Origin of the sequence: Halomonas sp. (assembly GCF_014859505.1) — a bacterium.
In the GTDB taxonomy this organism is placed as follows: Bacteria; Pseudomonadota; Gammaproteobacteria; order Pseudomonadales; family Halomonadaceae; genus Halomonas.
Map to the genome: position 1 here is coordinate 19,361 of NZ_JACUUD010000019.1, position 19,564 is coordinate 38,924.

Sequence of the window (19,564 nt, forward strand, 5' to 3'; positions counted from 1 at the left end):
AGGACAAAGGCAGTCCTTCACCATGCGAATGGGGCAAGTCGGGGTAAGGAATCGACACGCCTGCCGACCCAATCCCGGCACCTTCTTGTTCAATGTTCCCGGATACCGAGCTATCAGGAGTACCCATGGCAAGTCCTGCTAACTGGCCCATACCGCTGCGCTATGGTGCCTACATCGCAAGCCTGCTGGGGCTGGGGGCAAGCCTGCCCGCCTGGGCGATGGGCGCACCCTTGTGGCCCGTCCTGCTGTTTGCCGCGCTGGTGGCTCTGGGAACCTGGGATCTCAGGCAGCGCTCCCGGACCCTGCGCCGCAACTATCCCATCCTCGCGCACCTTCGCTACTGCATGGAGGGGATCGGCCCCGAGATTCGTCAGTATTTCGTGCAGTCGGATACCGAGGAGCGGCCCTTTTCCCGCGAACAGCGCAGTGCCGTCTACCAGCGTGCCAAGAACATCCTCGACAAGAAGCCCTTCGGATCCGTGATGGACATGTATGCAGAGGGCTACGAATGGATCAATCCTTCGTTGGCGCCGTCAGAACCGGGTCATGATGCCATCACGGTACTGGTCGGCAGCGAGCGCCGCCAGCCCTATCGGGTCAGCCTGCTCAACATCTCGGCCATGAGCTTCGGTGCCCTCTCCGGCAATGCCATCGAGGCCCTCAACCGCGGGGCTCGACGCGGCGGCTTCTATCACGATACCGGCGAGGGCGGTATTTCGGGTCACCACCTGCAGGGCGGCGACCTGGTGTGGGAGATCGGCTCAGGCTACTTCGGCTGTCGCGACCTCGGGGGCAATTTCGACCCGAACACGTTCGCCGAGAATGCCGCCCGCCCCGAGGTCAAGATGATCGAGATCAAGCTCTCCCAGGGCGCCAAACCCGGCCACGGCGGCATCTTGCCCGCAGCCAAGGTGACCGCTGAGATCGCCGCCGCGCGAGGCGTTCCCATCGGCCAGGACGTGATATCGCCGGCAAGCCACATGGCCTTCTCCACGCCGCTGGAGATGATGCACTTCATCGAGCACCTGCGGGAACTCGCCGACGACAAGCCGGTGGGCATCAAGCTGGCCATCGGCCATCCCTGGGAGTGGTTCGGCATTGTCAAGGCGATGCTGGAGAGCGGCATCCACCCGACTTCATCGTGGTGGACGGTGGTGAAGGGGGCACCGGCGCCTCCCCGCTGGAGTTGATCAATCGTCTGGGGATGCCGATGGTGGAGGCCCTGTCCCTGGTGCACAGCACCCTGGTGGGTGCCAACCTGCGCCATCGCATTCGCCTCGGCGCCGCCGGCAAGATCATCTCGGCCTTTCATATCGCCCGCACCCTGGCGCTGGGCGCAGACTGGTGCAACTCGGGGCGCGGTTTCATGTTCTCGCTGGGCTGCATCCAGGCCATGAACTGCCACTCCGACCGCTGCCCCAGCGGCGTGGCGACCCAGGACCCTCGCCGCAGCCGACACCTGGACGTGGCCGACAAGAGCGAGCGGGTCTACCACTATCATCGCAACACCCTGGAGGCGCTGGTCGAGATGCTGTCCGCCGCGGGGCTGGAGCGCCCTGCCGACCTTCGCCCCGAGCACATCATGCGCCGCGTATCGCGCCACGAGACCCGTTCCTATGCCGAGCTGTACCCTGTGCTGGCCCAGGGCGAGCTGCTGCACCACCTTCCCGAACAGCCGCTGTTCCAGCGCTTCTGGCAGGAAAGCCGCAGCGATAGCTTCCAGGCGCCCGCGCAGATCATCGACCTGCGCTATCGGTCCTGACTCCGTCAGGACCGACGGCCACTTCAGGGCACCAGACCTCGAGCCAGCGCGGCCACCACCTCGGCGGCGGGCACCTCGCGGCAGCGGCTGGCGTTCTGGCCTGCCCACAGCGGGGAGAAGTCGCCGCTGCCGGCGGCCTCGGCAGCGGCGCGCAGCGGGCCGATGGCGCCGGTGGCCAGAGGAAAGGCGGGGGCGACGCCGCTCATCGGCCCCTGCTCGCGCATCAGGCGGGTGACGATGCCCCGGGCCGGGCGGCCGCTGTAGAGGTTGGTCAGCGCCGTGTGGCTGGCCGCCTCGCTCATCAGCGCCCGGCGGTGGATCGCCGAGACGGTCGACTCGGGGCAGCACAGGAAGGCGGTGCCCACCTGCACCGCCTCGGCCCCCAGCGCCCGGGCCGCCGCCACGCCGCGGGCATCGGCGATACCGCCGGCGGCGATCAGCGGCAGGTCGACGGCCTCGCGCACCTGGGGCAGCAGCGCGAAGGTGCCCATCTGAGTGGTGGGCTCATCGGTCAGGAACATGCCGCGGTGGCCGCCCGCCTCCAGCCCCTGGACGATGATGGCATCGGCGCCGTGGGCCGCGAGCCACCGGGCCTCCTCCACCGTGGTGGCCGAGGCGAGCACCGTGGCGCCCCACGCCTTGACCCGCGCAAGCAGCGCGGCCTCGGGCAGCCCGAAGTGGAAGCTCACCACCTCGGGGCGGAAGGGCGCGATGGCATCGCAGGCCTCGTGATCGAAGGGGCGCCGCCCGGGGCCCTCGGGCACGGCGCCGATGTCGAGGTCGAACTCGGCGTAGTAGGGGGCGAGCGCCTCATGCCAGCGCGCCCGGGCGGTGGGGTCCGGCGCAGGGGACGCATGGCAGAAGAAGTTGACGTTGATGGGGGCCTCGGTGGCGGCCCGGATGGCGCCGAGCTCCTCGGCCATGGCCGACGGCGACAGCATGGCGCAGGGCAGCGCCCCCAGCCCGCCCGCCTTTGCCACGGCAATGGCCAGCTCGCTGCCCTGGGCGCCGGCCATGGGGGCCTGGAGGATCGGCAGCGTGATGCCAAGGGTGTGGGTCAGGCTCATCGGGGCTCTCCCGGATCTTGTGGAGCGTCTTGTGGAACGTCGGGTGGGTCGTCGGGCTCGGCGTCGCGGCGCCAGGGCCGGCGGAGCCCCAGGGTATCGGCCACGAAGGCGCCGCGCTCGCCGAGCGGCCGGGGCTCGCCGACGGTGGTGTCGCGGCGGGTCTGGCGCTCCATTTCACCGTTGATCTCGGCCCCCAGCAAGACGACGAAGGCCGATAGCCAGAACCACAGCATCAGCACCACCACGGCCCCCAGCGACCCGTAGAGCTGGCTCAGGGTGGCCATGCGCCCCACGTAGAGCGAGAGGCCGGCGGAGCCCAGAATCCACAGCAGGGTGGCGGTGACGGTGCCCACGCTGACCCACTCCCAGCGTGGCGAGCTGCGGTAGGGGGCGAAGCGGTAGAGCATCGCGATCACCGCCATCATCACCAGCAGCAGCGCCGACCAGCGCGCCAGGCCGACCAGCATGGCCGGGGCCCCCGTCAGGCCGAGCTGGCCGCTGGCCAGGGGAAAGAGGGCCACGACGACGATGGTCACCAGGGTCAGGGCGATCATCCCCAGGGTCAGGGCGGCCACCACCAGCAGGCGGCCCAGCGGACCGCGCCGCTCCTCCTCGCCGTAGACCAGGTTGAGGGCGATGATCAGCCCGCGCACCCCCTTGGAGGCCGCAAACAGGGCCACCGCCAGGCTGCCGAAGGCGGTGAGGCTGAGGCCGGTGGGGGTGTTGTCGCCGATCTCGCGGGCCTGCTCCTCGATCAGCCCGGCCGCTTCGGGTGGCACGACGCGGGCCAGCTCGGCGATCTGGCGTGCCATGTCCTGGGGGTCGAGCACCAGGGCCCACAGGGAGATGACCGCCGCGATGGCGGGAAACACCGAAAGCAGGGCATAGAAGGCGATGCCGGCGGAGAGCAGGCCGACGCGGTCATCGGCCAGCTGCTCCTTGACGCGCCAGAGGATGTCGAGCCAGCCGCGGCCGGGAATCTGGCTGGGCTTTTCGGCGCGGCGTCCGCGGCTCGGTGGTGCCATGGGGTGCCTCAGTTCGCTCGGGCGGGATGGAGAACCATGCGGGCGTCGCGGATCTCGATATCGAAGCGGTTGAGAAAGCTCATGCCGAGCAGCGCCACGTCGCCCTCCATGCCGGGGCTGATGGAGCCGCGCACCTCCCGCGCCGCGAAGCCGCCGAGGCTTACCTCGTCGAGGGTGGTGAGATCACCGCGCACCCGGCCGTTGGCCGTATTGAACCAGGCGCTGCCGGTGGCCTCCAGCCCCAGCCGGTCGGCCAGCCCCGACGAGACGGCCACGTAGGTGGCCCCGGTATCGAGCAGGAACTCCACCGGCTCGCCGTTGATTCGCCCGGTGGCCAGGAAGTGCCCGGCCCGGTTGCGCTCCAGCACCACCGAGCTCTCGCCCTCCACGGCATTGACCAGGTGGGCATTGGGATTGCGCTGGTTCTCGAGGTAGCCGTGGAACCACCAGGTCCCGGCGCCGATGAACAGCATCCAGAACAACAGCATCATGCCGAGTCCGGTACGCCGCACCGCCCTGTTGTCTGTCATGGCCTACCCCTCTGCCTATGTATACCCATAGCGAAGTTGGACCTCCCGATACCGACCAGATTCCCCTGCCCCTCAGCGGCCGTTACGCGCCTCCCACTCCGCTGCCGCCCGCTGGCCCCGGGTCTGGTCGACGCCCAGGCAGATCAGGATGGCGACGATGAAGAGCGCGGCGCAAAGCAGGATCGAGGCCTGCAGGCCCACCACCGTCTGCAGCAGGCCGAGTGCCACGATGCCGAAGACCCCGGCCAGCTTGTTGGCCAGGCCCCAGAAGCCGAAGAACTCGGCGGCCTTGCGGGTCGGCGAGAAGAGCCCCACCAGGGCGCGGCTGGCCGACTGGCTGGAGCCCAGCGAGAGCCCCGCCAGGCAGCCGACGAAGAGGAACAGGTGCTGGGCCTCCCAGTCGAGGGCGAAGCGCACATTGAGGAAGGCAGTGACCTCCGGGGTCGCCCAGATGGCGACGATCGCCGCCACCCAGAGCCCCAGGGTGAAGAGGTAGGTGACCTTGGTGCCGATGCGGTCCTGGAGGAAGCCGAAGCCGAGTGCCCCGGCCGCCGCGGTGATCTGCACGATGATGAACATCAGGTTGCGGATCGACTCGTCCCAGCCGATCACCTGGGCGCCGTAGATGAAGGCGAAGGCGATGATGATGTAGACCCCGGCCATGGAGAAGAGCAGCGAGACCAGAAAGATGCCGAGATCCCGAAAGCGTCTCAGCTCGTGCAGGGTGGTAGAGACCCGCTCCCAGGCGATCTCCCGATAGGGCTTGCCCGGCGGCTGGGGAGTGCCGCGCTCCTTCACCCACAGGAAGGTGGGGATGGCGGTGACCAGGAAGAAGGCCGCCGCGAAGGGCCCCACCCAGCGGATGCGCTCGAAGTTCTCCGTGGTGGCCTCGCCCAGCGCCACCAGGGTGAAGCCCGCGGCGAAGAGCCCGCCCACATAGCCCAGGGCCCAGCCGAAGCCGGAGATCTTGCCGAGATCCTCCGGCGGCCCCAGGTCGGGCAGGAAGGCGGCGATGAAGGACTCCCCCATGGAGTAGGCGTAGTTGGAGACCACGATCAGCAGCAGGCCCAGCACCACGTAGCCCGGCGCCACAAAGTAGAGCATGGCGGTAGTGGCCACGGTGGCCAGGTAGCTCACGAACAGGAAGCGCTTCTTGGAGGCCTGGTAGTCCATCACCGCCCCGCACAGGGGGCCGGTGACCACCACCAGCAGGTAGCTCACCGCCAGCGCCAGGCTCCACAGGAAGTTGGCCAGCCGGTAACCGTCGCCGCGGTCGCCGACGATCACCGTGGTGAACAGCTCGCCGAACACCACGGTGATGATCAGCAGGGTGTAGGCCTGGTTGGCGAAGTCGAACATCGCCCAGCCGAGGATCTCCTTGCGCGAGGCGCGGGTCCGCGGCGGTGTGACGCTGGTCAGGGGAGGCATGGGGCTGTCCTTGCGGGTCGAGACGGCAAGCCTAGCAGCATGGGCCAGAGGCGCACCATCTCGACCCGCCGAGCGCTCAGCGGCAGAGCCGGAAGCCGCGCATGCCGAAATGGAAGTGGTCGGCGTGGGCCGGGTTGTAGTCCGGCCCCAGCACGTTGCCGAAGAGGTCGCAGGCGCCGTCCCTGGCCTCGCGCAGGAACTCGCCCCTCTCGCCCTCGTCGTCCCAGTGATCGAGCAGGCGGATCTCGCGCCCGTCGGCCAGGTGGAAGGCGGCCACGTCCAGCGCCTCGGCGGTGGCGTGCTCGCTGGGCCTCCCCTCCTCCCGCCCGTAGACGTTGCGGCAGGCGAAGCTGCCCAGGTGCTCCACCCTCGCCACCCGGCTGCCCAGCACCGCCTCGGCGGCGGGCTGCAGGCGCTGCCGCTCGAAGAGCGTCCAGGCCAGCGCCAGCGGGCAGCTCGCCACGAAGCTCGCATTGAAGTCGACGCCGCTGGCCTCGAGGCGGACCACGTTGGCCAGCGGGCAGCCGGCCACGGGTTCATGGTCCGCCAGCGGCGTCATGCGCAGTTCGCCCTCCGGCACCGTGGCCAGGGCCGCCAGGCACCCCTCGCGGTCGTCGGCCAGGCGGCGCAGCTTCCACTTCGTCACCGGCGTCAGGGGGTCATCGACGTGGAGCGGCTCGGCGGGGTGCCAGTGGCGGGGAATCTGCGCCTCGAACTGCCACCAGGCCAGCGCCAGGGCGCCGGCCAGCAGCAGCAGGATCAGCAGCCCACGCATCGCCGTGACCTCCTGGATCGGGTCGGGGACAGGGTCACGAGCCGTCGGATGGCCTCTCTCCCGATCTGCCGCCTTCACCCGATGGGGTCGCCCGCTGGAGACGGTCGATGGCGGAGCCTCCCCGCCGGGACAGGTCGGCCAGACGATCGATCTGCGCATCCAGCCGGGGCAGGGCCTCCTGGCGATAGCGTGACAGATCATCGATGGCGCCCATCACGTCCTCGAAGGATTGCTCGAGGGCCTGCATGTCCAGCATCGCCCCTGATGCGCGCTGCTGGATCTCCACCCCCTGCTGGCGCAGGGTGCGGGCCGTGCCGCCGATCATCGCCGAGGTGGTGGCATTGAGGGCCTCGACGCGGTCGAGCACCAGCCGCTGATTGGCCATGGCCAGGGCCACGGTCACCGCGACCGTCAAGGCAGAGACGGTGACGTTGATGGCACGGTCGACACCGCGTATCAGCTCGCGGTTGTTGCGGATGACCACCTCCAGCGCCAGCACCCCCTGCTGGCTGACCGTCAGCTGCTGCTGAAGATCGACGACCCGCTGACGCAGCGGGAAGAGCAGCTCCTCCTCGAGAAAGCCGCGCTGAGGGTCCGCCGCGTCTCGCCGTGCGATCGCCTCCTGCAGGCGGCTGTCGATCAGCCGACCCAGGGCCACCTGTCGCGCCAGCTGGCCGAGGATCTCGCCCAGCGCGGCCTGATCGTCACTCAGCGTCAGATTGTCGCGACGCAGCATGTCGCGGCCCGCCTCCAGGTCGGCGATGATCGCATCCAGGGCCTGCTGGGCACTCTCGAACTTGCGGAAATAGCGCTGCAGACGGCTGCCCACACCGGGAACCAGCGCCAGCACCCTGTCCAGCGGACTCGGCGAGAGCCGGTGCCGGGCGGGGTCGAGCTGATGCATGCGCTCGCGCAGCTCGACCAGCGAGCGCCCCGCCACCCCGCCCTCGTCGCCCTGGTGGGCCAGCTGGCGCAGGGGGGTGTCCAGCATGGCGCTGCGGTGAGCGGCCTGCTGCTGCAGTTCCAGCCCCATCTCGTCCACGGCACGTCGCTGACGTGCCAGCGATCCCTCGTCGCTGCCGCGGATCACCTCCGCGACGAACTCATCCGCCATGGCGGCCAGGGTAGCGTCCTCATCCGGGGCCTGGGTATCGCCCTCCTCGGCGCCCCCCTTTGCTGATAGCGTCGTGCCCAGCTCCCGGGCGATCTCCTCCAGCGGTGGCAACGACAGACGGGATTCGCCTGCGGGTTCCTGATTCATAAGCACCTCTCGAGACGTGAAACATCCTCGGTCACGGCCGGGAGATTAAGCCCGCCGGCCCTCCCCTCACCCGCTGCCACGGCCGTAGCGATCGGCCCCCTCGACGAAGCGACGCAGCTCCTCTAGCGCTCGGTCGGTGGACAAGGAGGCCTGAGGGCGCCCGGTCTCGATGCGCGCCATGGCCACGGCGGTATCGTCAAGCACCGTGAGCGCCGACTCGTTGCGGGCGGCGAGCTCGCCCAGCCGGTGCTCGGTCTCTTCGACCAGCTCCAGGCGCCGCATCAGGGCGGCCCGCTCCTCCTCGCCCAGCCGCTTGTCGTCGGCGGCCAGGCGGCGGCGCACGAAATCGGCATCCACGCTGGCGACCCCGCGGGCCTGGGAGGCCATGGCATTGAGGGTGTCCACCGCGCCGAGGCAGACCTCGGACACCAGGCCTCGCGCCCTTTCAAAGGCCAGCTCGCCGCTGTCGAAGCGGCCACTCAGCACGTCCACAACATGGCGATAGCGGCTGTAGAGGCGGTCGGCCTGAACGGCCAGGTCGGGCCGGCTCGCCTCGACAAGGCCCTGCTTGGCTCGGCACATGGCCAGCACCAGGCTGTCGGCACCCGCCGGGGGGCGTGCCGGGTCGAGGACGGCCACGCCGCTTTCATGGGCCTCACGCGCCTGTCGACTTCGACGCTGCCGGTTCTCGGCCTCCCGCTGCGCCTGCAGCCGCCGCTCTCGCCGACGACGCAGCCAGCCGCGCAGGCGTCGCTCCAGCGGCAACGCCAGGGGAATGGCGACGATGCCCGCCAGCCACCCCGGCAGGCTGGGCCCGAAGCCTCCCCACAGGGAGGTCAGCCACATCAGCATGCTGATGAAGGGCACCACCAGGCTGTAGCGGACGATGACCTGCAAGCGGGAGGGGGATTCGCAGGCCACGGCCAGACGCGGGTTGGCCAGCCCCACCAGCAGCCAGGGCAGGCAGGTCATGAAAAGACCGTAGGAAAAACCCTGCAAGAATCCCAACATGGGGATCGGTATCCTTCATCCGGCGGGGGGAGCTTCGAGTGTAGAGCAACCGGTCGGGCGAGACGACCGTCAGTGGGCATGATTGACGTCAACCCCGGGAGAACGGGAGCAGCAGGGTCAACAGCAACGCCACCCCTCCCACCAACAGCGCCACGATCACGGCGATATCCACCAGACGGTCGAGCCAGCGATCGAGCCCGGCCCCGCCGGGCAGGGGCTTGCCGCGGCGCGGCTGGCGTCGTCGAGTGGCCCCGCGGCGGGGGCCGCGGGCAGTGGGCAGAAGCGACATGGTCGAAGTCCGTTTTCACCATTTCCCTGAGCTTACGGCCTGCGCCGCCGCCAGGCCAGTGGCGACGGCGCAGGCCATGCCGTCAGTGCCTGCCTTCACGAACGGCTAGATGCCTTCGCGGCGGTTGATGCGGCGGTTGACCACGTTGGGCGCGCGGCGCAGGCGCTCCTCCTCGCCCAGCAGCTCCGCCTCGAAGGCGTCGGCGCCCACCGGGGTCTCGCCGTGGCGACGGTAGAGCTGGGTGAGCATGGCCTTGCGGTCGGCGCGCAGCTCACGCAACAGCACCACCACCATGCCGTAGAGGATGAAGGTGAAGGGCAGCGCCGCAAGCACCGTGGCCACCACGGCGAAGATATCCAGGGCCGGGGCATAGCGGCGCGCACTGGGATGCTTCGCGGTCACCGAGGAGAGCACCGAGGAGACCAGCCCGGCCTGGCCCTTGCGGAACTGGAAATAGGCGATGATCAGGCCCACCACCGCGAAGGCCGCCCACTGGTGGATCCCCCAGTTGAAGTAGCTGTACTGGATGGCATAGCGGGCCGACTCGGTGGTCTCGGCGGTTACATCGCCGTAGGGGGGATCAATGTAGTGGAACATCGGCTCGGCCATGCCGTAGAAGACCAGGCCCACGCCGAAGCCGGCCGCCAGCAGCATGCTGACCCAGGAGAAGAAGCTGTAGCTCGGGGTGCTGTCCTGTGGGCCGAGGCGAATCTTGCCGTACTTGCTGAAGGCCAGGCCCAGCAGGAAGATCACGAAACCGAAGACCGAGAAGAGGTAGAACCAGCCGAACAGCCGGGTGACACCGGCCAGGGCGGCACTGGCGGGGCTACCGAATCCCTCGGGGAACGCCGCCCCTACGGCCACCAGCGCCAGGATGATGAGTGCAGAGACGGTAAAGACCGTCTTACCTCCATGGTCTGCCATGCAAGCGTCCTTTTGTGCAGGAGTTGTACAAGAAATACCCTACCAGCTTGTCCCCGCATTTTCATGGCGATATGCATGCTCGCCAGCAACCTGGCGTTCAAACCGGCGATACGGCAAATCGATCTCGGGGGATTGCACGGCGGCCCGCCGGTCCTCATGGTAGGCTTAATCAGCAGGCTAACTTTCTGGAGGTTCCATGCCCCGTCTCGCCGACACCCCCCTCTCCGTCCTCGACCTGGCCCCGATCCGCGAGGGTGGCAGTGCGGCGGACAGCTTCCGGGAGAGCGTCGCCCTGGCACGGCAGACCGAGCGCCTGGGCTTTACCCGCTTCTGGCTGGCCGAGCACCACGGCATCGAGGGCATCGCCAGCGCCGCCACCGCCGTGCTGATCGGCCACGTGGCCGGCGCCACCGAGCGCATCCGGGTGGGCAGCGGTGGCATCATGCTGCCCAACCACCCACCATTGGTGATCGCCGAGCAGTTCGGCACCCTGGAGGCCCTTTATCCCGGGCGCATCGACCTGGGGCTGGGTCGCGCGCCGGGCTCCGACGGCGCCACCATGGCCGCCCTGCGCCGCGATCCCTACGCCGGCGTCGACGACTTCCCCCAGCGCCTGGAGGAGCTGCAGGGCTTCCTGGATGACGAACGTCCCGGCCAGCGCGTGCGGGCCGTGCCCGGCCAGGGCACCAAGGTGCCGATCTGGCTGCTGGGCTCCAGCGGCTACAGTGCCCAGCTGGCCGCTCGCCTGGGGCTGCCCTTCGCCTTTGCCGCCCAGTTCGCCCCCGGCTACCTGTTCGAGGCGCTGCGCCTCTATCGCGAGCAGTTCCGCCCCTCCGCGGTGCTGGAGCGGCCCCACGCCATGGTGGGCCTGCCGGTGATCGCCGCCGACAACGACGCCCACGCCGAGTACCTGGCCACCACTGCCCGCCAGAAGTTCCTGGGGATGATCCGCGGCCAGCGCACCTGCGCGAAGCCGCCAGTGGAGCACCTGGACATGACGCCCATGGAGGAGCGGCAATTGCAGCAGTTCCTGGGGGCGGCCATCGTCGGCGGCCCCGCCACCGTGCGCGAGGGCCTCGAGGCCTTCCTCGAGCAGACCGGCGCCGACGAGCTGATGCTCAATACCGATGTGTTCGCCCTGGAGGACCGCCTGAGAAGCTACGAGATCGTCGCCGAGGTGTGGCGCTCATGACCGAGGAGGTCTCGTCTCGATCGGGATTCGGCCATCTGGTCGAGGGCTTCCGGCGCATGGCGCCGCTGTCGCTTTTCGTGATCGTCTTCGGGCTCGCCTTCGGAGTCGCGGCCCTGCAGCAGGGGCTCTCCGGCCTGGAGACCCTGCTGATGAGCGGCCTGGTGTTCGCCGGGGCCGCCCAGTTCGCCACCCTGGAGCTGTGGGGCGACACCATCCCGCTGGTGCCCCTGGTGGCCATCACCCTGGCGATCAATGCCCGCCACCTGCTGATGGGCGCCGCCTTCTATCCCCACCTGCGCGACCTGCCCGCCGGCCGGCGCTACGCCAGCCTGATCCTGCTCAGCGACGCCAACTGGGCCATGGCCATGAGCGGCGGCTCCACCGCGGCGCGGCTCGGCATCCTGGTGGGCGGCGGGCTGGCGCTGTGGACCACCTGGATGATCGGTACCGGCCTGGGCGTGGCCTTCGGCAGCGGCATCGGCGAGCCCGAACGCTTCGGACTGGATGCCATCATGGGCTGCTTCCTGCTGGCCATGCTGGTGGGCGACAAGCGCGACCCCGGCGTGCTGCTGCCCTGGGGCGCCGCGGCCATCGCCGCCCTGGCGGCGATGGCCTGGCTGCCGCCCCATGCCCACGTGATCGTCGGCGCCCTGGCCGGCGGCCTGGTGGGCCTGCTGCTGCCCCCCGCCCGCCAGGAGGCGACCCGATGACCCTGACCGCCGCCAACGGCGGGGTGCTGCTGGCCATCCTGATCATGGCGCTGACCACCTACCTGACCCGCGCCGGTGGGGTCTTCGTGATGGCCCGGGTGCCCATCGGACCGCGCGTCGAGCGCTTCATCAACGCCATGGCCGGCTCGGTGCTGGTGGCGGTGATCACGCCCATGGCCGTCCATGGCGACGGCGGCGCCCGGATGGCGCTGGTGGCCACGGCCGCGGTGATGCTGGCGCTGCGCAAGCCGCTGCCGGCGATCACCGCCGGCATCCTCACCGCCGCGCTGTGGCGCCTGGTCGCAGCCTGAGCCATCATCGGAACGAAGCGCCCCGCCCGCTTTCCAAGGGCCAGTCCCTGCGGGGACACCATTTCCTGCGGCGCCGTGCGCCGCCCCGACGGAGAGAGTGATGTCCGATTCCCGAGGCCCCGACCAGGATCCACGCCACAATGTCGCCTGGCGCACCGCCCAGGCGTGGCAGCAGCGCGCCAGGCAGACCAATGCCGGCGGCCTGCTCGGCAGCCTGAAGATGCTGCTCGCCTGGCTGCTGTTCGGCGCCATGATGATCGTCGCCATGGCGCTGGGGCTGTTCTTCCTGCTGCTCGGCTGGGCGCTGATGCCGCTGCTGCGCTACCGGCTGAACAAGCGCATGGAGAAGATGCGCGCCAACCAGGCCGAGGACGTGGGCAACGGCTCTTACACCCAGCAGGCGCACTTCCACCAGACCCGCTATCGCGAGACCCAAGGCGCGGACGGCCGCTACCGGGAGCAGCAGGTGCTGGAGGGTGACTATGAGGTCAAGGGCGACGCCACCAGAGACGATGATCTCAAGGACAGTGAGCGCCGGAGAGACTAACGCTTACCCTCAGCCCGGCTGGCGCATCACCGCCTCCAGGGCGGCGTGATAGCCCTGGCTGCCGAGCCCGGCGATCACCCCGTCGGCACGCAGCGAGACGTAGGAATGGTGCCGGAAGCTCTCGCGCTTGTGAACGTTGGAGAGGTGCACTTCGATGACGGTGCCCTCGAAGGCATTGAGGGCGTCGAGGATCGCCACCGAAGTATGGGTGTAGGCCGCAGGATTGATGATGATGGCGGCGGTGCCGTCCAGCCGTGCCGCCTGGATCCAGTCGATCAGTTGGCCCTCGTGATTGCTCTGCCGGCAGGCGATCTCCCAGCCCTCCAGCGCCGCCCGCTCGAAGAGCCGGTTGTTGATGTCCTCGAGGGTCTCGTGGCCATAGATCTCCGGCTGCCGTGTCCCCAGCAGGTTGAGGTTGGGGCCATGCAGTACCAGTATCTTCTTCATCAGTAATCCTTGCTCCGTCAGTCCTTGTCGATGCCAGTTTTCTCGGCTGCACCCGTCTGCGGCTCCAACAGCCGCTGCCAGGCCTCGATCACCACATGGCGGTGCTCCTCGAAGGTGTCGTTGCGCCCACGAGCAGGCTCGCGGGTCAGCGAAGCGCGGTGGGCGGCGCTGCGCAGGGCCAGGTAGGCGTCACGCAGGCGCTGGCACTCCTTGGCCGGAAGGCGCTCGGCGGCCTCCAGGGTCTCGAGGATGCGCATGTTGTCGCTCCACTGCAGCAGCTCCGGCGTCTCGTGGCCCATGGCGAGCACGGCGTACTGGCAGAGGAACTCGATATCCACCATGCCGCCGGGGTCGTGCTTGAGGTCGAACTCCCCTTCCCCGCTCTTGCCGCCCAGGTGGTCGCGCATCTTGTGGCGCATCTTGACCACTTCCTCGCGCAGCGCCCCTGTCTCCCGCTCTCGGCCGAGGATCTCGCCACGGATGGCATCGAAGCCCTCGGCCAGGCGCGGGTGCCCCGCCACCACCCGGGCGCGCACCAGCGCCTGGTGCTCCCAGGTCCAGGCATCGCGTCGCTGGTAGTCGGCGAAGGCGGAAAGCGAACTGACCAGCAACCCCGAGTTGCCGGAGGGACGCAGTCGCATGTCCACCTCATAGAGGGTGCCGGCGGGCGTCAACGCGGTGAGCAGGTGAATGATGCGCTGCCCCAGGCGGGTGAAGAAGACGGCGTTGTCCAGCGGGCGCTTGCCGTCGGTGCCGCCCTGGGTGGCGCCGTCGTGGATGAACACCAGATCCAGGTCCGAGCCGTAACCCAGCTCGATGCCGCCGAGCTTGCCGTAGCCGACGATCAGGAAGTCCGGCTCGACACCGGCACGGACACCGTCGACCAGCTCCGGAAAACCGTGCTTGCGGGTCAGATGCTTCCAGGCCATGGCCAACACCGCCTCGAGGATCACCTCGGCGATATAGGTGAGGTAGTCGCTCACCTTCATCAGATGGCGTGTGCCGGCGATGTCGGAGGCCGCCACATGCAGCACCTGGGCATGCTTGAAGACCCGCAGCGCCTCGAGCTGGGCCTCCTCGTCCTCTTCCGGCAGGCGCGCCAGGGTCTGGCGCAGCTCGTCGGCGAGCAGTGTCTTGTCGGCGGGGGTATAGAGGGTCTCCGGGGTCAGCAGCTCATCGAGCAGGATCGGGTAACGGGCCAGCTGCTCGGCGATCCAGGGGCTCCCCGAGCAGAGCGTCATCAGGTGGCCCAGGGCGTCGGGATTCTCGCGCAAAAGCGCCAGGTAGGCGGTGCGCCGCAGCACCGACTCGACCAGCGGCAGCACGCGTTCCAGCGCGGTATCCGGCGCCTCGCTCTCCACCACAGCATCCAGCAGCATCGGCACGAGCGCCTCGAGCCGCTCGAAACCGATGCGCTGCATGCCCTGCACCTGGCGGGAATGATAGAGGGTGGCGATTCGGCGACCCGCCGCGGCGGGGTCGTCGAAGCCGGCCTCCTCCAGCAGCTCGGCCACCTCCTCCTCGTCGAGCTCGCCTCGCCACAGCGCCCGCCACTGTTCCAGGGGAATGCCGTCGGCCGCCTCCTGCGCGGCCTCCTCGATCTCCTCCTCGGGGTCGGCGATCACCGCATCAAAGTGCTGGCGGACCCGGGCGCGCACCTCGTCGAGCCTGGCCATGAGCGCCGGCCAGTCCTCCATGTCCAGCGCCAGGGCGACCCGCTCACGGTCGAGGTCGTCGTCGGGCAGGCTCTGGGTCTGGCGATCCTCCAGGGCCTGCAGGGCGTGCTCCAGGTCGCGCAGGAAGGCGTAGTCCGGGATGAGCTCCTCGACCACCTCGACGGGCAGCAGGCCCAGCGCCGGCAGCCGCTCGAGCGCCGTCTTCAGCGAGGTCACCTGCAGCTCGGTGTCGCGCCCGCCGCGGATCAGCTGGAAGGCCTGGACCACGAACTCCACCTCTCGGATGCCGCCGGGGCCGAGCTTGATGTTGCCCTCCATGCCCTTGCGGCGCACCTCGCGGTTGATCATCGCCTTGAGCTCGCGCAGCGACTCGATGGCGCCGAAGTCGAGGTAGCGGCGATAGACGAAGGGTCGCAGGCTGGCCAGCAGCTCGGCGCCGGCGCCGAGATCCCCGGCCACGGGGCGTGCCTTGAGCATGGCGTAGCGCTCCCACTCGCGCCCCTGGTCCTGGTAGTAACTGGAAAGCGAGGAGAAGCTGCCCACCAGGGGGCCACCGTCGCCCAGTGGGCGCAGCCGCATGTCGACCCGGAAGGCGAAACCGTCGGCGGTCACCGCGTCCAGGGCACCAATCAGCCGCTGCCCCAGCTTGGTGAAGTACTCCTGATGCTCCAGGGGCTTGCGCCCCCCTTCGGTCTCACCCTTCTCGGGGAAGGCGAAGATCAGGTCGATATCGGAGGAGAGGTTGAGCTCACCGGCGCCGAGCTTGCCCATGCCCAGCACCACCAGGCGCTGTTCGCTGCCATCACGGCGCAGGGCGGGCCGGCCCCAGCGCAGCGCCAGGAAACGTTCCAGCCAGGTGAGCGCCCCCTCAAGGCAGACCTCGGCGAGACGAGACACGGCGGCAGCGGTCGCCCACATGTCGATGCCCTCGGGCCGCGTCAGGTCGCGCCACACGATGCCGACCATACGCGCGCGGCGAAAGCGACGAATGGCGGCCTGCATGGCGGCCTCGTCCTTGGCCGCCTCCAGGCGCTCCTCGAGCCAGCTGCGCAGGTTCTCTACGTCGGGGGTGACATCCAGTTCCCCGCTGGCATCCAGGTGCAGCAGCCACTCCGGGTAGCGAACCAGAGTCTCGGCGACGAACTCGGAGATCGCCAGCACCCGGGCCAACTGCTCACGACGAGATACGGAGAGCCCCAGCCAGTCCTCCAGCGGCGAGTCCCGCCCGGCCATGTCGGCGAGGTTGTCGGCCTGGGCCAGGGCTTCCACCAGTCGTTCGCGGCTGCGCGCAAGCGGCGCCTTGAGGGGCTCGGGAATGTCGATCAACGGCAGGAAGTCATCGGGCAGCGGCATGGGTGTCTCGCATCGAAGTGGCGAATGCCCCCAGCATAGCGAAGCCCAGGCGCCAAGGGCACCCGGCACGACGGTGGAATCAGCCGAGCAGCTTCTGGCCGGCCAGCAGCAGCCAGGTGAGCCCGACCAGGGCCAACGACACCATGACCGCGGCGGAGCCCAGGTCCTTGGCACGTCCGGAAAGCTCGTGATGCTCGGGGCCGATGCGGTCCACCACGCTCTCGATGGCGCTGTTGACCAGTTCCACGACCAGCACCAGCAGGCAGCTGCCCACCAGCAGGACCCACTCCACCGGCCCCTGGCCGATCCACCAGGCCAGCGGCAGCAGCAGCACGCAGAGGGCCAGCTCCTGACGGAAGGCCGACTCGTGGCGCCAGGCGGCCTTGAGCCCCTTGAGGGAGTAGCGGGTGGAGTGCACCAGGTGGCGCCAACCGGTATGTCCGGGCTTCATCGGGAGATCCTTTGCGTGGGGAGCGGGCCGCTCAATGGGTATCGATCATCCGCTCGAGGTCCACCGCCAGGGGGTCGAGGACCTCGGACCAGCTCAGGTAGGGGGTGCTGCCGGTACCGTTGACCAGCACTGTGAAGACGCCCCAGCGTCCGCTGCGAGTGCGGAAGTAGCCGCCCACCGCCCGCACCGCTACCGGCTGGTTGAGGGTGCCGGTCTTGAGCATGACATGGTGCTGGAAGGTCGGCGACCCGCGCCGGATGAAGCGCATCACCCCGTTGCCAGGGGACTGCAGGGTCGCCACGAAGCTCGGGAACAGCGACGGACGGTGGAACATGCTCGCCAGCAGCGCATTGGCGCCACGGGCCGAGCTGCGGTTTTCGGGGGTCAGGCCGCTGCCGCTGAGCAGGGTCACCGGGCCGTGATCGGGGATGCCGGCCACGAACTGCTCGATGGCCGCACCGCCCAGGCGCAGGTCGGCGCGGGAGGTCTCCACCAGGTTCAGGGCGAGGATGTCGGCCATGAAGTTGTTGGAGTAGTTCATCACCCGCAGCAGCAGCTCCTGCAGCGGCTTGCCCTCCACTTCGGCCAGCGACCGGGCGCCGGCAGGCGGCTCGGCCAGGGTGGTCTCGGCCCCGCCGCGCACCGCGATGCCGGCCTGATCGAGCATCGCCAGCAGGGTCATGGCCATCTGGTCGGCGGGATCGGAGCTGCCCCGGTAGATGTCCCGGGGACGGGCATTGGTGGAGATCTGACCACTGAGCAGCATGACGTCATGGCCGTTGCGGGTGATGCGCTCGGCGCGCAGCTCGGTGCCGCTGTTGTCGGGCCGGGTCTCCACGCGGTTGTCGATCTCGAGAATGGCCGCCTGGCTGTCGCAGCCAGTCACACGGGCCGGCTGCCCGGGGGCGGCGCCGGGTGCCACGCTGACGCACCAGCTGCCGTAGTTGATCCCGGCCGAGGAGAGCAGCGCGCTGTAGGCGTTGGCCGTGCGATCGCGGGCCTGGCAGCGGTCGGTGGTGATGCATTCCACCGGGCCGAAGCGCCACTGGCTGACCAGGAGCCTGCCCTCCACCTCTCGTACCCCGGCCTGGTGCAGGCGCTGCACCAGCCGCCACAGGTCCTCGGTGGTCAGCGCCGGGTCGCCGCCGCCGTCGAGGATCAGGTCGCCCGACAGCACGCCATCGCCGTCCGGGCGCGACTCGCCGAGCAGCCGGGTGGTAAAGCGATGCTGGGGCCCCCAGCGGTCCAGCGCCGCGGCGGCCAGATAGCTCTTGGTCACCGAGGCCGGCGAGAGCTGGCGGTCGGCCTCGATGGCCCCCAGCACCGTGCCCTCATCGATCAGGCGCGCCTCGGCGCTGATCAGGAACCCCTTGTCGGCCAGGCGGCCCAGTTGGGCGAAGCCCGAGGCCTGGGCAACCATTGGCAGCAGGCAGAGCAGGAGGTGTGCGGCGACTTTCAGAACAGGATGACGCATGACGGCACCGTAGGCTTGTGAAGGTCCCGGAGGCTCAGTGGGACATGGAGGAGAAGAGTTGGATAGTGACAACGCCGGCCACGATCAGGCCAATGCCGATGACGGCGGGAAGATCGGGGCGCTGGCCATAGACCAGCACCCCCACCACGGCAACCAGCACGATACCCAGCCCCGCCCAGATGGCGTAGGCGATCCCCACCGGGATGGTGCGCAGCACCAGGGAGAGCATGTAGAAGGCTACCGCATAGCCGAATACCACCAGCAGGCTCGGCCACGGGCGGGTAAAGCCGTCGGTGGCCTTCAGGCCGCTGGTGGCCACTACCTCGGCCAGGATCGCCACGGCCAGGTAGACCAAGGCCATCAGGTGCTCCCTCCCCCGGGGACCAGCCCGGGGTCATGGGGTAGCTCCACCACCAGCTTCCAGAGCGGCTGTCCGCTGACATGGTACTTCTGCTCGAAGGGGGTCAGGAAGGCGTTCCCCGGCTCGTGGGGCCCCACCTCGGCCTTGCGGCCGGTGGCCTGGGCCACGGCCAGGGCGAACTCCTCCACGTAGAGTCGCCAGTTGGAGCGCAGCTCCAGGCGTCCGCCCAGGGCCAGGATCACCGGCAGGACCGGGTGCCCCTGCCAGCGCATCTTGAGATGGGCCGCCTTGGGATAGGGATTGGGGTAGAGCAGGTAGTGACGCACGGGCCGCCAGCCATCGGCCAGCACCAGGCGCCAGAAGTCGACTAGGTCGGCGCGGACCAGCAGGGCGTTGTCGGGCAGTGGACCATGCTCTCGGGTCAGGCGGCTCTTGCTGCGATCCACGCCGATCACCGCATGGTCGGGAAAGCGCTCCGCCAGGCGGCGGGTCGAGAGCCCCACCCCACAGCCGGCGTCCAGGATCAGCGGCATGTCGGGCCGTGCGGCACGCCATGTCCGAGCTGCCTCGAAGGCCTGGCGAGTGTGCTCTGCCACCGGCTTGCGCAGCGGGTGAGCCAGGGCGCGTGCCACACGCCGGCTCAGGTCCTCGTGGGGCCCGGGCTGGTTGGTGACGATGGAACGGGAACTGGCTTGCATGGTGATCTGCCACGACACGAAACAGGCGGATGATTCTATCAGTCCGGCATGGCCGCCGCATGACCGCCAGTAGCATGACCGCCAGTAATGCGAAAGGCCCCGCGCTCTTTCGAACGCGGGGCCTTTCTATATAGGTGCCTGACGATGACTCGGGCGGCGCTCCGCTACTTTCCATGGGGAGACCCCCAGAACGACGAAACCCCAGCCATTGGGCTGAGGTTTCTGAAAAGGTGCCTGACGATGACCTACTCTCACATGGGGAGACCCCACAC

General features: G+C 69.1%; 21 protein-coding genes. 6 read left to right on the forward strand and 15 right to left on the reverse strand.

The features are described from left to right. Window positions 1-125: 125 nt before the first annotated feature. Window positions 126-1,190: an FMN-binding glutamate synthase family protein gene (locus IBX53_RS04655; RefSeq protein ID WP_290906051.1), complete on the forward strand. Its 1,065-nt coding sequence runs from the start codon at window positions 126-128 to the stop codon at window positions 1,188-1,190. Then, complete coding sequence (locus IBX53_RS04660) at window positions 1,187-1,762, forward strand: glutamate synthase-related protein (RefSeq protein ID WP_290906054.1); 576 nt, start codon at window positions 1,187-1,189, stop codon at window positions 1,760-1,762. Before IBX53_RS04655 ends, IBX53_RS04660 begins: the two co-directional genes overlap by 4 nt. Before the next feature lie 23 nt (window positions 1,763-1,785). On the opposite strand, the gene IBX53_RS04665 is transcribed toward IBX53_RS04660, so the two are convergent. The 9 genes from IBX53_RS04665 to IBX53_RS04705 all read right to left on the reverse strand — a co-directional run bounded on the left by IBX53_RS04665 (window position 1,786) and on the right by IBX53_RS04705 (window position 10,072). Then, complete coding sequence (locus tag IBX53_RS04665; protein WP_290906057.1) at window positions 1,786-2,829, reverse strand: nitronate monooxygenase; 1,044 nt, start codon at window positions 2,827-2,829, stop codon at window positions 1,786-1,788. After that, the gene (locus IBX53_RS04670) at window positions 2,826-3,854 is read right to left on the reverse strand and encodes a YihY/virulence factor BrkB family protein (RefSeq protein ID WP_290906060.1); all 1,029 of its coding nucleotides are present in this window, start codon (window positions 3,852-3,854) and stop codon (window positions 2,826-2,828) included. Before IBX53_RS04670 ends, IBX53_RS04665 begins: the two co-directional genes overlap by 4 nt. Before the next feature lie 8 nt (window positions 3,855-3,862). Then, complete coding sequence (locus IBX53_RS04675; protein WP_290906064.1) at window positions 3,863-4,384, reverse strand: TIGR02281 family clan AA aspartic protease; 522 nt, start codon at window positions 4,382-4,384, stop codon at window positions 3,863-3,865. 72 nt (window positions 4,385-4,456) lie between these two features. After that, on the reverse strand, window positions 4,457-5,812 hold the full coding sequence (locus tag IBX53_RS04680) for an MFS transporter (RefSeq protein WP_290906067.1): 1,356 nt from the start codon (window positions 5,810-5,812) through the stop codon (window positions 4,457-4,459). A 76-nt stretch (window positions 5,813-5,888) separates the two neighbouring features. Further along, window positions 5,889-6,587, reverse strand: coding sequence for an extensin family protein (locus tag IBX53_RS04685; protein WP_290906070.1), 699 nt, complete (start codon window positions 6,585-6,587; stop codon window positions 5,889-5,891). A gap of 34 nt (window positions 6,588-6,621) precedes the next feature. Then, on the reverse strand, window positions 6,622-7,848 hold the full coding sequence (locus tag IBX53_RS04690; RefSeq protein WP_290906072.1) for a toxic anion resistance protein: 1,227 nt from the start codon (window positions 7,846-7,848) through the stop codon (window positions 6,622-6,624). Window positions 7,849-7,914: 66 nt separating this feature from the next. Next, complete coding sequence (locus IBX53_RS04695; protein ID WP_290906075.1) at window positions 7,915-8,859, reverse strand: cobyrinic acid a,c-diamide synthase; 945 nt, start codon at window positions 8,857-8,859, stop codon at window positions 7,915-7,917. A gap of 88 nt (window positions 8,860-8,947) precedes the next feature. Then, complete coding sequence (locus IBX53_RS04700; RefSeq protein WP_290906078.1) at window positions 8,948-9,148, reverse strand: hypothetical protein; 201 nt, start codon at window positions 9,146-9,148, stop codon at window positions 8,948-8,950. Window positions 9,149-9,253: 105 nt separating this feature from the next. Further along, the gene (locus tag IBX53_RS04705; protein WP_290906081.1) at window positions 9,254-10,072 is read right to left on the reverse strand and encodes a BCCT family transporter; all 819 of its coding nucleotides are present in this window, start codon (window positions 10,070-10,072) and stop codon (window positions 9,254-9,256) included. 196 nt (window positions 10,073-10,268) lie between these two features. On the opposite strand from IBX53_RS04705, the gene IBX53_RS04710 reads away from it, so the two are divergent. From IBX53_RS04710 to IBX53_RS04725, 4 genes are all read left to right on the forward strand, one after another. Further along, a complete protein-coding gene (locus IBX53_RS04710; RefSeq protein WP_290906084.1) occupies window positions 10,269-11,264 on the forward strand; it encodes an LLM class flavin-dependent oxidoreductase in 996 nt (331 codons plus the stop codon). Further along, window positions 11,261-11,974, forward strand: a complete 714-nt coding sequence (locus tag IBX53_RS04715) for an AzlC family ABC transporter permease (protein ID WP_290906088.1) — start codon at window positions 11,261-11,263, stop codon at window positions 11,972-11,974. Before IBX53_RS04710 ends, IBX53_RS04715 begins: the two co-directional genes overlap by 4 nt. Next, window positions 11,971-12,285, forward strand: a complete 315-nt coding sequence (locus IBX53_RS04720; protein WP_290906091.1) for an AzlD domain-containing protein — start codon at window positions 11,971-11,973, stop codon at window positions 12,283-12,285. The genes IBX53_RS04715 and IBX53_RS04720 overlap by 4 nt, the downstream gene beginning before the upstream one ends. Before the next feature lie 100 nt (window positions 12,286-12,385). Next, the gene (locus tag IBX53_RS04725; protein ID WP_290906094.1) at window positions 12,386-12,832 is read left to right on the forward strand and encodes a hypothetical protein; all 447 of its coding nucleotides are present in this window, start codon (window positions 12,386-12,388) and stop codon (window positions 12,830-12,832) included. A 9-nt stretch (window positions 12,833-12,841) separates the two neighbouring features. On the opposite strand, the gene aroQ is transcribed toward IBX53_RS04725, so the two are convergent. The 6 genes from aroQ to IBX53_RS04755 form a co-directional block, all read right to left on the reverse strand. Continuing rightward, window positions 12,842-13,279 carry a type II 3-dehydroquinate dehydratase gene (gene aroQ, locus IBX53_RS04730; protein ID WP_290906097.1) on the reverse strand — a complete coding sequence of 146 codons (438 nt, stop codon included), beginning with the start codon at window positions 13,277-13,279 and terminating at the stop codon, window positions 12,842-12,844. Window positions 13,280-13,296: 17 nt separating this feature from the next. Further along, complete coding sequence (gene glnE, locus IBX53_RS04735; protein WP_290906101.1) at window positions 13,297-16,308, reverse strand: bifunctional [glutamate--ammonia ligase]-adenylyl-L-tyrosine phosphorylase/[glutamate--ammonia-ligase] adenylyltransferase; 3,012 nt, start codon at window positions 16,306-16,308, stop codon at window positions 13,297-13,299. 79 nt (window positions 16,309-16,387) lie between these two features. After that, a complete protein-coding gene (locus IBX53_RS04740) occupies window positions 16,388-16,759 on the reverse strand; it encodes a diacylglycerol kinase (protein ID WP_290906105.1) in 372 nt (123 codons plus the stop codon). Between the two features lie 31 nt (window positions 16,760-16,790). Then, the gene (gene dacB / locus IBX53_RS04745) at window positions 16,791-18,233 is read right to left on the reverse strand and encodes a D-alanyl-D-alanine carboxypeptidase/D-alanyl-D-alanine-endopeptidase (RefSeq protein WP_290906109.1); all 1,443 of its coding nucleotides are present in this window, start codon (window positions 18,231-18,233) and stop codon (window positions 16,791-16,793) included. Window positions 18,234-18,267: 34 nt separating this feature from the next. Further along, window positions 18,268-18,594, reverse strand: coding sequence for a multidrug efflux SMR transporter (locus tag IBX53_RS04750; RefSeq protein ID WP_290906113.1), 327 nt, complete (start codon window positions 18,592-18,594; stop codon window positions 18,268-18,270). Continuing rightward, complete coding sequence (locus IBX53_RS04755) at window positions 18,594-19,292, reverse strand: methyltransferase domain-containing protein (RefSeq protein ID WP_290906116.1); 699 nt, start codon at window positions 19,290-19,292, stop codon at window positions 18,594-18,596. The genes IBX53_RS04750 and IBX53_RS04755 overlap by 1 nt, the downstream gene beginning before the upstream one ends. Window positions 19,293-19,564 lie beyond the last annotated feature (272 nt).

Excerpts from the sequence above, each read along its gene's own strand:
- IBX53_RS04710 (WP_290906084.1), top strand. The coding sequence starts at position 10,269 with ATGCCCCGTCTCGCCGACACCCCCCTCTCCGTCCTCGACCTGGCCCCG.
- IBX53_RS04670 (WP_290906060.1), bottom strand. The coding sequence starts at position 3,854 with ATGGCACCACCGAGCCGCGGACGCCGCGCCGAAAAGCCCAGCCAGATT.
- dacB (WP_290906109.1), bottom strand. The coding sequence starts at position 18,233 with ATGCGTCATCCTGTTCTGAAAGTCGCCGCACACCTCCTGCTCTGCCTG.
- IBX53_RS04705 (WP_290906081.1), bottom strand. The coding sequence starts at position 10,072 with ATGGCAGACCATGGAGGTAAGACGGTCTTTACCGTCTCTGCACTCATC.
- IBX53_RS04675 (WP_290906064.1), bottom strand. The coding sequence starts at position 4,384 with ATGACAGACAACAGGGCGGTGCGGCGTACCGGACTCGGCATGATGCTG.
- IBX53_RS04715 (WP_290906088.1), top strand. The coding sequence starts at position 11,261 with ATGACCGAGGAGGTCTCGTCTCGATCGGGATTCGGCCATCTGGTCGAG.
- glnE (WP_290906101.1), bottom strand. The coding sequence starts at position 16,308 with ATGCCGCTGCCCGATGACTTCCTGCCGTTGATCGACATTCCCGAGCCC.
- IBX53_RS04695 (WP_290906075.1), bottom strand. The coding sequence starts at position 8,859 with ATGTTGGGATTCTTGCAGGGTTTTTCCTACGGTCTTTTCATGACCTGC.
- IBX53_RS04685 (WP_290906070.1), bottom strand. The coding sequence starts at position 6,587 with ATGCGTGGGCTGCTGATCCTGCTGCTGCTGGCCGGCGCCCTGGCGCTG.
- IBX53_RS04680 (WP_290906067.1), bottom strand. The coding sequence starts at position 5,812 with ATGCCTCCCCTGACCAGCGTCACACCGCCGCGGACCCGCGCCTCGCGC.
- IBX53_RS04755 (WP_290906116.1), bottom strand. The coding sequence starts at position 19,292 with ATGCAAGCCAGTTCCCGTTCCATCGTCACCAACCAGCCCGGGCCCCAC.
- aroQ (WP_290906097.1), bottom strand. The coding sequence starts at position 13,279 with ATGAAGAAGATACTGGTACTGCATGGCCCCAACCTCAACCTGCTGGGG.
- IBX53_RS04700 (WP_290906078.1), bottom strand. The coding sequence starts at position 9,148 with ATGTCGCTTCTGCCCACTGCCCGCGGCCCCCGCCGCGGGGCCACTCGA.
- IBX53_RS04750 (WP_290906113.1), bottom strand. The coding sequence starts at position 18,594 with ATGGCCTTGGTCTACCTGGCCGTGGCGATCCTGGCCGAGGTAGTGGCC.
- IBX53_RS04740 (WP_290906105.1), bottom strand. The coding sequence starts at position 16,759 with ATGAAGCCCGGACATACCGGTTGGCGCCACCTGGTGCACTCCACCCGC.
- IBX53_RS04720 (WP_290906091.1), top strand. The coding sequence starts at position 11,971 with ATGACCCTGACCGCCGCCAACGGCGGGGTGCTGCTGGCCATCCTGATC.
- IBX53_RS04690 (WP_290906072.1), bottom strand. The coding sequence starts at position 7,848 with ATGAATCAGGAACCCGCAGGCGAATCCCGTCTGTCGTTGCCACCGCTG.
- IBX53_RS04725 (WP_290906094.1), top strand. The coding sequence starts at position 12,386 with ATGTCCGATTCCCGAGGCCCCGACCAGGATCCACGCCACAATGTCGCC.
- IBX53_RS04665 (WP_290906057.1), bottom strand. The coding sequence starts at position 2,829 with ATGAGCCTGACCCACACCCTTGGCATCACGCTGCCGATCCTCCAGGCC.
- IBX53_RS04655 (WP_290906051.1), top strand. The coding sequence starts at position 126 with ATGGCAAGTCCTGCTAACTGGCCCATACCGCTGCGCTATGGTGCCTAC.